12 protein-coding genes and 1 pseudogene are annotated in these 12759 nt (G+C 71.7%); 8 read left to right on the top strand and 5 right to left on the bottom strand.

The annotated features are described in order from the left end of the window. Positions 1-71 precede the first annotated feature (71 nt). The 8 genes and pseudogenes from fliF (at position 72) to AC0IWM_RS03020 (ending at position 8686) form a co-directional block, all read left to right on the top strand. Positions 72-1772 carry a flagellar basal-body MS-ring/collar protein FliF gene (gene fliF, locus AC0IWM_RS02985; RefSeq protein ID WP_056477737.1) on the top strand — a complete coding sequence of 567 codons (1701 nt, stop codon included), beginning with the start codon at positions 72-74 and terminating at the stop codon, positions 1770-1772. Beyond that, positions 1772-2461 carry a hypothetical protein gene (locus AC0IWM_RS02990; RefSeq protein ID WP_056477738.1) on the top strand — a complete coding sequence of 230 codons (690 nt, stop codon included), beginning with the start codon at positions 1772-1774 and terminating at the stop codon, positions 2459-2461. Before fliF ends, AC0IWM_RS02990 begins: the two co-directional genes overlap by 1 nt. Before the next feature lie 4 nt (positions 2462-2465). After that, positions 2466-3815, top strand: coding sequence for a MotB family protein (locus tag AC0IWM_RS02995; protein WP_471752995.1), 1350 nt, complete (start codon positions 2466-2468; stop codon positions 3813-3815). 11 nt (positions 3816-3826) lie between these two features. Continuing rightward, a complete protein-coding gene (locus AC0IWM_RS03000; RefSeq protein WP_471752996.1) occupies positions 3827-5065 on the top strand; it encodes a chemotaxis protein MotC in 1239 nt (412 codons plus the stop codon). Further along, positions 5062-6684: a flagellar hook-length control protein FliK gene (locus AC0IWM_RS03005; protein WP_471752997.1), complete on the top strand. Its 1623-nt coding sequence runs from the start codon at positions 5062-5064 to the stop codon at positions 6682-6684. The genes AC0IWM_RS03000 and AC0IWM_RS03005 overlap by 4 nt, the downstream gene beginning before the upstream one ends. After that, entirely contained in the window at positions 6638-7240 is a 603-nt protein-coding gene (locus AC0IWM_RS03010) for a transglycosylase SLT domain-containing protein (RefSeq protein ID WP_471752998.1), read from the top strand. The genes AC0IWM_RS03005 and AC0IWM_RS03010 overlap by 47 nt, the downstream gene beginning before the upstream one ends. Positions 7241-7338: 98 nt before the next feature. Continuing rightward, positions 7339-7644: pseudogene (locus AC0IWM_RS03015) on the top strand (cupin domain-containing protein); the annotation flags it as partial. A gap of 793 nt (positions 7645-8437) precedes the next feature. Next, positions 8438-8686: a hypothetical protein gene (locus AC0IWM_RS03020; protein ID WP_471752999.1), complete on the top strand. Its 249-nt coding sequence runs from the start codon at positions 8438-8440 to the stop codon at positions 8684-8686. A gap of 119 nt (positions 8687-8805) precedes the next feature. On the opposite strand, the gene AC0IWM_RS03025 is transcribed toward AC0IWM_RS03020, so the two are convergent. From AC0IWM_RS03025 to fliN, 5 genes are all read right to left on the bottom strand, one after another. After that, positions 8806-9489, bottom strand: coding sequence for a response regulator transcription factor (locus tag AC0IWM_RS03025; protein WP_056477755.1), 684 nt, complete (start codon positions 9487-9489; stop codon positions 8806-8808). Between the two features lie 281 nt (positions 9490-9770). Further along, positions 9771-10187 carry a hypothetical protein gene (locus tag AC0IWM_RS03030; protein ID WP_471753000.1) on the bottom strand — a complete coding sequence of 139 codons (417 nt, stop codon included), beginning with the start codon at positions 10185-10187 and terminating at the stop codon, positions 9771-9773. Positions 10188-10222: 35 nt separating this feature from the next. Continuing rightward, on the bottom strand, positions 10223-11281 hold the full coding sequence (gene flhB, locus AC0IWM_RS03035) for a flagellar biosynthesis protein FlhB (RefSeq protein ID WP_471753001.1): 1059 nt from the start codon (positions 11279-11281) through the stop codon (positions 10223-10225). A 27-nt stretch (positions 11282-11308) separates the two neighbouring features. Beyond that, complete coding sequence (locus AC0IWM_RS03040) at positions 11309-12376, bottom strand: flagellar motor switch protein FliG (RefSeq protein WP_471753002.1); 1068 nt, start codon at positions 12374-12376, stop codon at positions 11309-11311. Beyond that, entirely contained in the window at positions 12357-12755 is a 399-nt protein-coding gene (gene fliN, locus AC0IWM_RS03045; protein WP_471753003.1) for a flagellar motor switch protein FliN, read from the bottom strand. The genes AC0IWM_RS03040 and fliN overlap by 20 nt, the downstream gene beginning before the upstream one ends. Positions 12756-12759 lie beyond the last annotated feature (4 nt).

Below are 12759 nucleotides of genomic sequence, written 5' to 3' on the forward strand. Positions count from 1 at the left end.
AATCTCCGCGCAAGGCTGGCGGGCGATGGGACGCTATCGGATCGCGGATCCGGAGCGGAGCAGCCCACCGAATGTCCGGTCTTCAGCATGCCGAACGGCTCTGGAACAACATCCTCGCGCTCGGCGGCCGGCGGATCGCCGCGCTGTCGCTGATCGGCGTGGTGGTCTTCCTCGCCGTCGGCCTCGGGGCGCTCTACCTCAGCCGTCCGGCGCAGGAGACGCTCTATACGGGCCTCAGCCGCGAGGATGTCGGCCGCATGGGCAGCGTGCTCAAGGACGCCAACATCCCCTTCGACGTCAGCGCCGACGGCGCGGCCGTGCTCGTCGCCTACGGCCACACCGCCCAGGCCCGGATGCTGCTCGCCGAGAAGGGCCTGCCGCAGAGCGCGAAGTCCGGCTACGAGCTGTTCAACGATCTCGGCTCGCTCGGCATGACCTCGTTCATGCAGGAGGTGACCCGGGTGCGCGCCCTGGAGGGCGAGATCGCCCGCACGATCCAGGGCATGAAGGGCGTGAAGGCCGCCCGCGTCCACATCGTGCTGCCCGACCGCGGCTCGTTCCGCCGCGACCAGCAGCCCCCGTCCGCCTCCGTGGTGGTGCGCACCGAGCCGGCCGACGACGTCAGCGGCGCCCAGTCGATCCGCCACCTCGTCGCCTCGGCGGTGCCCGGCATGAAGCCCGACCGCGTCACCGTGATCGGCTCGGACGGCTCGCTCCTGCTCTCGGGCGACGATGCGAGCGCCGTGCCCACCGGCAAGATGGCGACCCTGGAGAAGACCATCGGCCACGAGGTCCAGGACAACATCCGCCGGACCCTGACCCCCTATCTCGGCGTCGGCAACTTCGAGGTGAGCGTCGCGGCGCGCCTGAACACCGACAAGACCGTGCAGAACGAGACGATCTTCAACCCCGACCAGCGCGTCGAGCGCTCGACCCGCGCCGTGCGCGAGACCGAGAACTCGCAGAACCGCAACGCCTCGCAGCGCCCGACGAGCACGCAGCAGAACCTGCCCGACCAGCGCGCCCGCTCGGACGGCAACGACACCGCCAGCAACGAGACGCAGAAGCGCGAGGACCTCACCAACTACGAGATCTCCTCGAAGACGATCCAGACCGTGAGCGACGGCTACAACATCAAGCAGATCTCGGTGGCCGTCCTCGTCAACCGCGCCCGCCTCGCGGCCCTGGCCGGCCCGGATGCCAGCAAGGCCGCCATCGACGCCCAGGTGGCCGAGATCGAGCAGCTCGTGGGTTCGGCCGCCGGCTTCAACAAGGACCGCGGCGACAACGTGAAGGTCGCCGCCGTCGGCTTCGTCAACGACGGGCAGCCCCTGGAACCGGTGGCGCCCCTGAGCCTCACCGACGTGCTGATGCGCCAGTCGGCCACCCTGATCAACGCCGGCACCATCCTGCTGGTCGCCGGCCTGCTGATCTGGTTCGGCCTGCGCCCGGCCATGCGCGCCATCCTGGAGATCCCGGCCGCCCAGCAGGAGGAGGCGCGCGCCCTGGCCGCCGCGGCGGAGGCCCAGGCGCTGACCGGCGCTGCCGCGAACGCGGCGCTCGCCGGCCCGAACGTCACCGCGCTCGGCGCCGACCCGGACGCCGTCCCGAGCCTCGCCGGCCCCGGCCAGAACCCGGTCGCCAGCATGATCGAGGACCTCACCGAGAAGCTGAACCGCTCGCCGCAGAAGAGACTTGAGCAGATGATCGAGGCCGACGAGGCGCAGGCCGCCGAGATCCTGAAGCGCTGGCTGATGCGTGAGGCCGCGTGATGGCACCCGCGATCGCCCGCTTCCTCCCCGACTTCTCCGACGCCGTGGTGCCGGTGCGGGGCGCCCCCGCACCCCGGGCCGCCGCTTCCGCCCCCGCCGCCGCGCCGCCGCCCCGTCCCCCGGAAGGGCTCGCGGCCCTGCTGCGCAAGCCCGCCGAGCCGCCCGAGGACCGCGAGGCCCTGCTCCGCGCCGCCGAGGCCCGGGGCCTGGAGCGCGGGCGCGCCCTCGGCCGTGCCGAGGCCGGAGCCGAATCCGCGTCGGTGCTCGCCTGCCTGCAGGCCGACCACGACGCGCGCCTCGTCGAGCTGCGCCAAGCCTGGTGCGCAGAGGAGGGCGACCGCCTCGCGGCCGGATTCGCCGATGCGCTCCAGGCCCTCGGCGCCGGCCTGACCGACCGGGTCGGGCACCTCCTCGTGCCGGTCCTGACCGAGGCCCTGCGCCGCCAGGCCGTCGACGAGCTCGCCCAGAGCCTCGCCCGCATCCTCGGCGACGCCCGCGCGCCGGTGCGGGTGAGCGGCCCGGCCGACCTCCTCGACGCGGTGTCGGGCAAGCTCGGCCCCTTCGACGCCGCCGTCGCGTTTCAGCCCTCGGAGGCCGTCGACGTCTCGGTGCAGGCCGACCAGACCGTGATCGAGACCCAGCTCGGCGCCTGGGGCCGCCTGATGACCGCAGCGGTCCGGGGAGCCTGACCCGATGGCGGACGAGGGACACCACGAGATCATCATCATCAAGCGCCACGGCGACCACGAGGACGGTCACCACGGCGGCGCCTGGAAGATCGCGCTCGCCGACTTCATGACCGCCATGATGGCGCTGTTCCTGGTGCTGTGGCTGATCGGCTCCACCACCAAGGAGACGAAGTCGGCCATCGCCGAGTACTTCAACCCGGTGAAGCTCGCCGATGTGAGCTTCGACCGGAAGGGCCTGCGCGACCCCCAGAACAAGCCCGGCGAGCCCACGCCGGACGAGGGCCGACCCGACGGCGGCACCGGCGACAGCGCCACCGAGGGCAAGGGCGGCAAGGCGGACGCCAAGAGCGAGGGCAAGGCCGACGGCAAGGGCGGCTCCGGCCCGCCGGGCAGCCGCGCCCGCGAGGCGGCCCTGTTCCAGGATCCCTACGCGGTCCTCGCCAAGCTCGCCGCCGAACTCGAACCGGGACCGGAGACGGCCTCGGCCGACGCGGTCGCCACCGAGACCGGCGAGCCCGGCATCAAGGGCGGCGAGGCGGCCCGCGACCCCTTCGACCCCCTCTACTGGCAGGTCGCGCCGCTGGCCAAGACCCGCACCGCGCAGGCCGGATCCACCGGCACGGTGACGCCGCTGCCGCAGGAGACCCGCCCCGACGTGCGCGCGGCCGCCCAGGGCGCGAAGCCGGCGGCGATCAAGGTCGCCTCGGCGCTGCCGGGCGAGTCCGACGCCAAGGTCATGGCCCTGCTGGCCAAGGCCGAGGCGCCCAAGGACCCGAAGGCGGAGGCCAAGGCGGCCGCGGAGGCCAAGGCAGCTACGGAGGCGAAGGCGGCAGAGGCGAAGTCCGTCGAGGCCAGATCGGCCGAAGCGCGGGCGGCCGATGCCGCCGAGGCGGCGGCGATGGCCGAGATCAAGGCCGAGATCGCCAAGGTCCTGCCGATGGAGGGCGGCGCTCCGGCGCCCCGGACGGAAGTCCGCCGCACCGGCGAGGGCATCCTCATCAGCCTCACCGACGAGACGAACTTCGCGATGTTCAGCGTCGGCTCGGCCGAGCCGCAGGCCAAGGTGGTGCGGGCCCTGGAGCAGGTCGCGCGCATCCTCAAGGACCGGCCCGGCCGGATCGTCGTGCGCGGCCACACCGATGCGCGCCCCTTCCGCTCGGAGGTCTACGACAACTGGCGCCTGTCCTCGGCCCGGGCGCAGATGGCCTCCTACATGCTCGTGCGCGGCGGCGTGCCCGATGCGCGCCTGGAGCGGATCGAGGGCTATGCCGACCGGCAGCCGCGCAACCCCGCCGATCCGAAGGCGGCGGAGAACCGCCGCATCGAGGTCCTGCTGCGGGCGCGGCCCGAGTGATGCGGGCCGCCGTGACGCGCCGCGCGGGCCGCCTGCTCGCCCGTGTCCTGCTCGCCGGACTCTGCGCCGTCCCGGCCGCCCGGGCGGCGGATTCCCACGGCGGCGGCGATCACGGCGCGGCCCCGGCCGCAGCGGTCGAGCCGCTGCCGGTCGCCCCGCGCCCGCTGCCGGTCGAGCTCCTGCGCACCCTTCAGCTGCTCCAGGACCGGATCGCCCAGGGCTCGGCCCAGGCCCATCACGGCCAGCGCGCCTTCCTGTCCCTGGCCGAGTCGCGCATGCTCGGCCTCGCGCCCGAGGCCTGGGCCGATCCGGTCAGCGTGCACGCGGCGGTGACCTTCGCGCTGGGCGGCGGCGGGCCGGTGCTGCTGCGCCACCTCGTCGCCTCGGGCAAGGTGCCGGAGGCCGAGCGCCCGGTGGTGTTCGGCGCGCTAGCCTATCTCGAGGGACGCGAGAAGGAGGCCCGCGCGCTCCTCGTGAAGATCGACCCGCTCGTGGTGCCGGTGAGCCTCGGCGCGCAGCTCGCCCTGGCGCAATCCGCCCTGGTGGTGCGCGACGACCCGACCCAGTCGATCCGCCTCCTCGACCTCGCCCGCCTGCTCGCCCCCGGCACCCTGGTGGAGGAGGGGGCGCTGCGCCGCGAGATCTTCGTGCTGGCCCAGGCCAACGACCTGACCAAGTTCGAGTCCCTGGCGGTGCAGTACCTGCGCCGCTTCCGCCACTCGGTCTATGCCGGCAACTTCCGCCAGCGCTTCGCCGCCGCGCTCACCCGCCTCGACTTCGCCGGCGACGAGGCCCGCTTCCTGCGCCTCCAGGCCATGCTCGACGAGATCGAGCCTGAGGGACGGCGCGAACTCTATCTCCTCGTCGCCCGCGCCGCCCTCGACCAGGGCAAGACCGCCACGGCGGTGTTCTCGGCCGAGCGCGGCGTCACCCTGGCGGAGCCCGGCTCGCCGGAGGCGGTGCGCGCCCGCCTCTACCGGGCGGCGGCCCTGGTCGTGGTGGACGGGCGCTTCGAGGAATCCGTCGAGACCCTGCGGATGACCGATCGCACGATGCTCGAGCCCGCCGACCGCGACCTCCTGGACGCCGCGCTGTCGACGGCCCGGGAGATCCGGGCCGGGGCGCCCGCACCGGTTCCCGTCCCGGCGGCGCCGAACGGCCCCCGCGTGCTGCCGGTCGCCCCATCCATCGCCCGGGCGCAGGACGCCATCGGGCGCGTCGACGCGATCATGCGGAGGAGCGAGCGTTGAACACCCTCGGTGCCACCAGTCCCGGCCCCCGCGCCCTGCCGGATACGCCCGGCCCCCGCGGCGCGGGCGCCGACGCGCCGGATTCCGATCGCGACGCCTTCGGCACGGTGCTGGGCGCCCTGTCGGGCCGAGGCCGGCCGGATTCGGCCACGCCCGAGGCCGACCGGCCCGGCCGGCGCCGTGACGACGAGGCCGAATCCTCCACTCCGCAGGCCACCGGCGAGGAGACGGACCCGCTCGCGCTCCTCGCCCTCGTGGTGCCGGCGGCGGCCCCCGCCGGAACGCCGGCGCCGAAGCCGGAGGCGATCTCCCTCGAAGCCCTGGTCGCCCGCGCCGCGCCGGCCCAGGCGTCCGGGCCCGCGGGCCAGGCCGCCGCCGCGTCCGCCGTGTCCGCGGCCGGCGCGCCGGACCTCATGGCCGGGGCGGACCCGGTCGTCGCCGGGCTCGTGCCGCAGCCCGCGACCGCCGAGGTGCGGACCCGCGTCGCCGTGCTCCAGCGCGAGACCCACTTCGCGCCGGTTCTGCCGAGCCTCCTAGGCGGATCGTCGGAGCCCGCGCCGGCCGCCGGGCCGCCGGCTCCGGCGAATGCTCCCGTCCCGGGTTCTCCCGGGCTGGCGGCCGGCGCGGCGCTGCTGCCCGGTGCCGCCACGCTCCAGGCCTCCGGCCCGTCACCCGCGCCGAGCGGGGCGGGGCTCTCCGCCATGGCGGCACCCCCGGCCATGCCGCCGGTGCCGCCCGCCGCCGAAACGCCTCGGCCAGAGCCCACGAACACGACGGTCCCGGCGAGCCTCGCCGCGCCCGATGCTGCCGCGCCCGGCGACCGGACCCGTCCGCCGGGCTCGCCTCGGGGCGACGCGGCGGCATCCGCGCCCGAGTCGACCGCCGGGCTCGCGGAGCCGGCGGCGACCGAGCGGGCCGCCGCGACGCCGCGCCCGATCCTGCGCACCGAGCCGGTCTCGGCCTCCGGCGATGCGGCCACGCGCGCGGCCGGCACCCCACCCGAGCCGGTCCAGGCGAATGCCGCCGAAGCGAGCCTGCCCGCCGGCTCCCTGCCGGGTCCGGCCTCCACGCCGGCCCAGCAGGTGGCCGCGGCCGTCCTGGCGGAACTGCCGCGCGGGCCGGCCGGTGCCGTGGCCGGTACCTTGGCGGGTGCGCTGCCCGGCGCCCCGGCCGGGGAGGGCCCCCTGAAGCTCCTGACCCTGCAGCTCCATCCGGCCGATCTCGGGACCGTGCTGGTGCGGATGCGCCTGCGCGACGGGCAACTCGAGCTCAGCCTGCAGGCCAGCCGCGAGGACTCGGCGCGCCTGCTCCGCGAGGGCGGCGCGGTACTCGACGATCTCCTGCGCCAGGGCGGCTACCGCCCGGAGAGCGTGACCGTCACGGTCGCGTCGAGCGCGGCGGACGGCCGGGGCGCACAGGGGAATCCAGGCTCGCAACAGGGACAGGGCGCACAAGGCTTCCCGAGCCAGGGTGAATCCGGCGCCAATCAGGGCCGGGCCACCCCGGACCAGGCCGGAGGCCGGTCCTCCCGGGGCGGCGATCCGTCCGCCCCCGATCTCCACGAGCGGATGCATGAGAGCGCTTCGAACAGCCCTGACCGCAGCGGCGTTTACCTCTAGCCTCAGCCTGAGCTTCGCCAACAGCGCGCCCCCGGCGCCGGGCAAGGCCGCGGCGCTGCCGGCTTCGGCCAACATCTGCGAGCGCGAGATGGCGGGGGCCTCGGCCAAGCACGGCGTGCCCCTGGGCGTGCTCTACGCGGTGGGGCTGACCGAGAGCGGCAAGCGCGGCTCGCTGCAGCCCTATGCCATGAACATCCAGGGCCGCGCCTATTTCGGCACCAGCGCGGCCGACGTGATGAGCCAGCTCGCCCAGGCCCGGGCGAGCGGGATCAAGCTCGTCGACCTCGGCTGCATGCAGATCAACCACCACTACCACCGCGAGAAGTTCGCCACCCTGGAGGCGATGATCGACCCGCGCCAGAACGTCGAGTACGCGACCCTGTTCCTCAAGCAGTTGAAGGCACGGGAGGGCAGCTGGACCCTGGCGGTGGCCCGCTACCATGCGGGGCCGAACAACAATCCGGCCCAGAAGCAGTATGTCTGCCGGGTGATCACCAACATGGTCGCCACCGGCTTCGGCGCCTGGACGCCGGGCGCGCGCAGCTTCTGCCAGTAGGGGCGGGCGCGTTCCGAGATCCGTGGGGCTCGGACGGTCTCCCGGGGCCGACGGGCGTCCACGCGGTTGCGCGCGTCCCGGCTCAGGAAGGAAACCCGATGGCCTTCGTCTGCACCATTCCGGCGGTTGCCACGGTCCAGCAGGACGACGCGACCCTGCGCATCACGCGGTGGGATTTCGCGCCCGGCGCCGTCACCGGCTGGCACGCCCACGGATGGCCCTACTTCGTTGTGATGCTGGTGGCGGGGACCCTGCGGGTCCACGATGGCGATCATGTCACCGACACCGCGTTGGAGGCCGGACAGGCCTATGGCCGCCCGGCCGGCATCCGGCACGATGTGATGAACGGCTCCGACCACCCGATCGCCTTCGTCGAGATCGAGGTGAAGCGGCCGGATGCTCTGGTCACGGGGCCGGTGTCCGGAGCGGAGCCACCGGCACCGGCGCAATCCGCAACGAGCGGTCGGAGCCCGGCCGGTTCGCGCTAGGCGGAGGCCGCGCGCCTCTCCTGCCACGCCTCCTGGATCAGGTGCAGCGACGGGGGCAGACCGAGAACACGGCGATAGACGGCGATGCGCCGCAACGCAGCGCGGTTTGCGTCATGCCCGTCATCCGATCGGGCGCGATACAGCCGTTCAACCGAACAGAGGAGCATGTCTGCGTCGCGGGCTGGCAGGGCAGCCAGGGTATGGAGCGCGGGGAGAGCCGACCGAGACATCCGCATGTCGGAGGAACGTCCGGACCGAGCGGTTCGGACCCTCACGGCTGCGTGAGCGCGCCGTCATGGTGAACGGCGTGTCGACGAGTGCCGGCTTTTCGCACGGTGGATGGCGGCCCGCTGTCGGACGATCTCGAAATCGAACGTCGATGATGGGAGCCGGATTCTTGAGCAACGGGTGGTCTTGCCGAGACAAGAAGGGCAGATGTGCCGAAACTCACCGGACGTCTTCAAAATACACTTGAGATGCCAGAAAATTTAATTTGCACGGCCGAATCCGAATTTTTGAGGCTATGCGCTGAGAACATGACAATGGCTGATGGGAGCGCGATCTCCTCCTCTGGAGCATGCGCTATAGTGGGTGAAATCTTCCGACGACGCATTATGGTGCGTTGCAAAATGAACAATCCGCAGCGCACAAAAATATGGTTCTCTGTTCTCAACGGCGGGCCTGTCGCCCGCCAAACCGGAGAATTCAGATGCGCGCGACCCGCCTCCTCGCCTTGACCGTCCTCGCTTCCACGACCTTCGCCACCGGCGCGGCCATGGCGGGCGAGGCCCTCTACCTGACGCCTCCGCTGTTCCGTGAGCAGGCGCGCGAGACCCAGCAGGTGCGCAGCGTCAGGGACCTGACCACCACCCCTCAGCCCGTCTCCTCGGCAAAGCCCGTCACCGCCCCCAAGACCGCCGCTGTCGGTGGCGAGGTCGAGACGACCGGTTCTTTCTGAGCGGTCGAAGACCGCGACGGCGGACCGACAGCGCCGAACAGGCTCATCGAGCGATCCCTTCGGGGATCGCCCGGGACGCGCGCGCAGTCGGGGCCGGCCCGCCTCAGCCGATGCCCGCCTCAGCCGATGAAGGTGTAGCCCATGAAGCGCTTGGCCTCGATCGGATCGTAGCCGAGGCGCTGGCTGAGCTTCTTGCGCAGCTTGCTGACGTGGCCCTCGATCACGCTTTCCTCGACGCCGTTGCTGTAGACGCCGTAGACGATGTTGTAGATCTGCGACTTCGTCATCCGCCGCCCTCGGTTGCGGACCAGGCATTCGAGGATGTGGCGCTCGCGGCGCGGCAGCGGCAGCACCTCCCCGTCGACCTCGGGGTCGCGCCCGTCGAAATGCACCTTCAGGCGCTCGGGCTCGGGCGCCGCCTCGCGGGGCGGGGTCGCCTGGGCGTTCACCCGGCGCCAGATCGCCTCCGAGCGCGCCAGGATCTCGCGGATATGGACGGGCTTGGGCAGCACGTCGTCGATGCCGGCCTCGAAGAGCTGCAGGGTCTGGTCGAGGGAGCGCACGTCGCTGAGCGCGATGATGGGCGCGCGCGACAGCTTGCGGATCAGGGTCGCGCACTTCGCCCGGCCCTCGAAATCGCCCAGCAGGAAGCCCTGGATCGCTTCACGGTCGACCCGGGAGGAGGACTGGAACCACTGGGTGAATTCCTGCGGGTCGAGGCCGAGGGAGGAGATGCCCTCACGGTCGAAGCTCGCCTTGTAGCCGGAATTCACCGACGGCCGCTCGTCGACCAGGACATACATCATCAATCTCCGGATGATCTTGCGACGGTCTGGGTGTGTGCTGGATAAGGCTCGGGTTATGGGACAAGCGTAGGTCGTGTCGGCGGAACGACTTCGCCATCCGACCTATAATTCGGACCGATCGAGTCGCCTATCATTCAGCAATGTCGGGCATCGCCGATGGCGTCAATGACGTTCGTGACACACGCGGATGTGATCGCGCCGCCCGCGGCCGGCAAACTGTCACAGTTGGTGCCCGCACCGGCGCGGAGGCGCCGATGGTGGGGGCGGCCTGCCGCCACTCAGGCGGCGGCGCGGGTCAGGCGTGCCTCGGCGAGGGCCGACTCGAACCCGTGCAGGCAGAAATCCGGACCCTTGTCGGCCAGGATGCGCTGGATCGCGACGCCGACATAGACGCCGTCGAGGATGAGCTTGAAGAACACCGTCACGGGCTCGGTCACGAACTCCATGTCGAGCACCACGGTGAGCGAGCGGCCCCAGTCGAAGCGCACGTCGGCCCCGTCCGCGTACGCGATGGTCGCTTCCTTGAAGAAGGGCTCGGCCGAAGAGGCGACGAGGTCGGCGATGTTACCGTGGCGGGCGGCCTGAACCCAGCCGATCAGGATGCCCCCGTCGAGGAGGCAGAGTTCCGCGATGAAGTCCCGGATCGCGTTGGCGAACACGCGCTCGGCATCGGCGAGCACGTCCGGGACGTCCACGGACGGGGCTCCGGTCGGGGAGGACGCCTCGGTCATCAGCGGGCCTTCGAGAACAGGAAGAACAGGATCTGAGCCACTGCGCTGTAGAACTCCGCGGGAATCATCTGGTCCACCTCGACACTGTCGTACAGGGACCTTGCGAGAGGCTTGTCTTCCACGACCGCAATGCCGTTCGCCTCCGCGATTTCTCGGATGCGCAGCGCCACCAGATCCTTGCCCTTGGCCAGAACGAGAGGGGCGGGCTGCTCGTCTCGCGCGTACCGCAGTGCGATAGCGTAGTGGGTCGGGTTTGCTATGACCACGGTGGCCTGCTTCACGTTCGCGAGCATGCGCTTGCGCGAGCGGTCCTGAGCCAGGGAGCGCAGGCGGCTCTTCACGAGGGGATCGCCCTCGGTCTGCTTGTGCTCGTCCTTGACGTCCTGCTTCGACATCCGCAGGGAGCGCTGCCAGCGCAGGCGCGACCAGACCAAGTCGGCCGCCACGATGACGATCGTGGCGATGCAGACGACCGAGATGAGCCGGATCGAGACGGCGAGGATGAGATCCGGGATCTGACTCGGGTCGGCGAACATGGCACTCACGGCTTTGCTGCCCTCCGAACGGAGGAGCAGCAGGGCGACGAGACTGATGCTTAAAAATTTAAGGACCGATTTCAGGAACTCGACCTGACCCGACTTTCCGAAGATTCGTCCCCAGCCCGCCGCCGGCGAGACGCGCGACCATTGCGGGCGGATGCGCTCACCCACGAAGCTCGGCACGTTCTGGACGAGGGCGGAGACGAGGCCGCAGAGGCCGAGGATCAGCACGACCGGGATCAGAAAGCGCGCGGCCGCGATCGCGGTTCCTTCGAGGATGCGGGCGACGTCCTGATTGTTCTCCAGGGCGAAGTCGCGGGGATGGTCGAGGAAGGGCGCGAGCGCCTGCATCAGCGGCGTGACCGCGTCGCGCACCACGAAGCTGAGGGCGATGAGCAGGCCGAGGATCGAGGCGAAGACCGGCGCCTCGCGGGAGAACGGGACGTCGCCCTTCTCGACCGCCTCGCGGATCTTCCGCTCGGAGGCGGCTTCGGTCTTGCTCTCCTGATCGTCGGACATCGCGGGCGCCGGGCCGGGCCGCCGTCCCTAGCGGACGAGGGCTTCGGCCTCGTCCCCGGCGTTGATCTCCAGTTCGCCGCGCCCGGCCATCTCGAGGGCGAGGTCGGTGATGCTGCGGCGCGCCTCGGTCACGTCCTTCTGGGCCGCCGGCTCGCCGCCGTTCAGCTCGTGCTCGACCATCCGGCGCACGCGGGCGGACAGCGCGCTCAGGATGACGCCGCGGAACTCCGCGTCGGTGCCCTTGAGGGCCAGGACCAGCCGGTCGTTCGGCACGGCGTCGAACAGGGTCGTGCGGGCGCGGGGCTGGAGCTTGACGATGTCGTCGAAGGTGAAGAGCAGCCCCTTCAGGATCTCCACCGATTTCGGGCGCGATTCCGACAGGCTGGTCAGCACCTCGTCGATCTGGGTGCGCTCCATCTTGTTGATGATGTCGGCCATCTTGGCGTGGGTGTCGGCGCCCGAATTGCGGGCGCCGCTGGCGAGGAGGTCCTCGTGGAGGGCGTGCTCGACGGTGGCGATCACCGCGTCGCAGACCGGCTTGAAGCTGAGCATCCGCCGCATCACCGTGTTGCGGGTCGGCTGGGGCAGGTGGGCCATCACCTTGGCGGCCGCCGCCGGCTTGAGGCGCGACAGCACGAGGGCCGCCGTCTGCGGGTGCTCCTTGACGAGGTAGCTCGCGATCACGCCCTCCGAGACCGTGGTCAGGCGCTCCCAGACCGAGCGCGTGGTATCGCCCCGGACGTCGGCCAGGATGTCGGCGACCTGGTCGGCGGGCAGCAGGCCGGTGAGCAGCTTCTCCACCTCCGCGGCCGTGCCGACGAGGCGGCCGTCGGCGGCGAATTCGTGCGAGAACATCTCGACGATGTCGTCGAGCTGGTGGGCGCTGACCGTGCCGAGCTGCGTCGCCGAGCGCGTGATGCGCTTGATCTCCTCGGAGTCGAAGTACTTCAGCAGGCGGCCGGCGGCCGGCTTGCCCATGGCGAGCAAGAGGGCCGCGACCTCGTCCACGGGGTTGAGGTGCCGGTGGACGCCCTGCGCCCGGTGGGGGATCGGCACGCTCGCCACGGGTTCGCCCTCAGCCGTTCTGGCCGGCATCGGCCGGACCGACGATCTCGGTCAGGGAGACGCCGAAGCGGGAATTGTCCTCCTCGACCACGACGATCTCGCCCCGGGCCACGACCCGGCCGTTGACCGTGACGTCGACGGGCTCGCCGACCCGGTGGTCGAGGGGCACGATGGCGCCGCGTCCGAGCTTCATCAGGTTGGCCACCGGCATCGTCGCCGAGCCGAGCACCACCTGGATCAGCACCGGGATGCGCAGGATCGAATCGAGGTTGCGGCCGTCGCCGATCCGCGCCTCCGCGCCCTCCTGTCCCCCGGCGCCGGCGGGCGCGGCGGTCGGCGAGACGGTCGGAAAGACCGGGGCAGTGCCGGCGGACGCGAGGTCCGCATCGTCGAAGGGGCTGTTGCTCATCGTC

The sequence above is a fragment of the Methylobacterium sp. AC433 genome, assembly GCF_979253015.1.

What these genes read in the sequence shown, in the direction of transcription:
- fliF (WP_056477737.1), top strand. Translation starts at nt 72, where the DNA reads ATGTCCGGTCTTCAGCATGCCGAACGGCTCTGGAACAACATCCTCGCG.
- AC0IWM_RS02990 (WP_056477738.1), top strand. Translation starts at nt 1,772, where the DNA reads ATGGCACCCGCGATCGCCCGCTTCCTCCCCGACTTCTCCGACGCCGTG.
- AC0IWM_RS02995 (WP_471752995.1), top strand. Translation starts at nt 2,466, where the DNA reads ATGGCGGACGAGGGACACCACGAGATCATCATCATCAAGCGCCACGGC.
- AC0IWM_RS03010 (WP_471752998.1), top strand. Translation starts at nt 6,638, where the DNA reads ATGAGAGCGCTTCGAACAGCCCTGACCGCAGCGGCGTTTACCTCTAGC.
- AC0IWM_RS03020 (WP_471752999.1), top strand. Translation starts at nt 8,438, where the DNA reads ATGCGCGCGACCCGCCTCCTCGCCTTGACCGTCCTCGCTTCCACGACC.
- AC0IWM_RS03025 (WP_056477755.1), bottom strand. Translation starts at nt 9,489, where the DNA reads ATGTATGTCCTGGTCGACGAGCGGCCGTCGGTGAATTCCGGCTACAAG.
- flhB (WP_471753001.1), bottom strand. Translation starts at nt 11,281, where the DNA reads ATGTCCGACGATCAGGAGAGCAAGACCGAAGCCGCCTCCGAGCGGAAG.
- AC0IWM_RS03040 (WP_471753002.1), bottom strand. Translation starts at nt 12,376, where the DNA reads ATGCCGGCCAGAACGGCTGAGGGCGAACCCGTGGCGAGCGTGCCGATC.
- fliN (WP_471753003.1), bottom strand. Translation starts at nt 12,755, where the DNA reads ATGAGCAACAGCCCCTTCGACGATGCGGACCTCGCGTCCGCCGGCACT.